The sequence below is a fragment of the Pseudomonas sp. KB_15 genome (genome assembly GCF_052114525.1).
In the GTDB taxonomy this organism is placed as follows: domain Bacteria; phylum Pseudomonadota; class Gammaproteobacteria; order Pseudomonadales; family Pseudomonadaceae; genus Aquipseudomonas.
In genome coordinates, this window is record NZ_JBFREX010000243.1 from 1 (window position 1) to 428 (window position 428).

1 protein-coding gene is annotated in these 428 nt (G+C 66.6%); it reads left to right on the forward strand.

Translation table 11 applies throughout. The features are described from left to right. Positions 1–58 precede the first annotated feature (58 nt). The coding region (locus AB4Z35_RS30690) for a Bug family tripartite tricarboxylate transporter substrate binding protein (RefSeq protein WP_442101257.1) at positions 59–428 on the forward strand (370 nt) is incomplete at its 3' end.

A 428-nucleotide genomic window follows, 5' to 3' on the forward strand; every position in this document is an offset into this window, starting at 1 on the left:
GTTTGAGGGCGGGTCGACGCGTTTCTAGACTGCATGCATTCCAACAAGGGGAGTGCACATGTCCATCCTGTCCATATCCACGCGCAGGGCCTGGTGCGCCCTGCTGGCGGGCGCTGTCGCAGCGTGTTCCGTCGCCGCCCATGCGGAAACCTGGCCGGCGAAGCCCATCACCATGGTGGTGCCATTCCCGGCTGGTGGCGGTACCGACCTCGTGGTTCGCTCGATCCAGCCGCTGCTGCAGCGCGAACTCGGGCAGCCTGTCGTGATCGACAATCGCAGCGGGGCTGGCGGCACGATCGGTTCGGGCTTCGTGGCGCGGGCCGCCGCCGATGGCTACACGGTGGGCGTGGTCACGACGAGCACGCATGCGGTAAGCGTCGCGCTCTATCCGAAGCTGGCCTACAACCCGGCGAAGGACTTCGCCTATG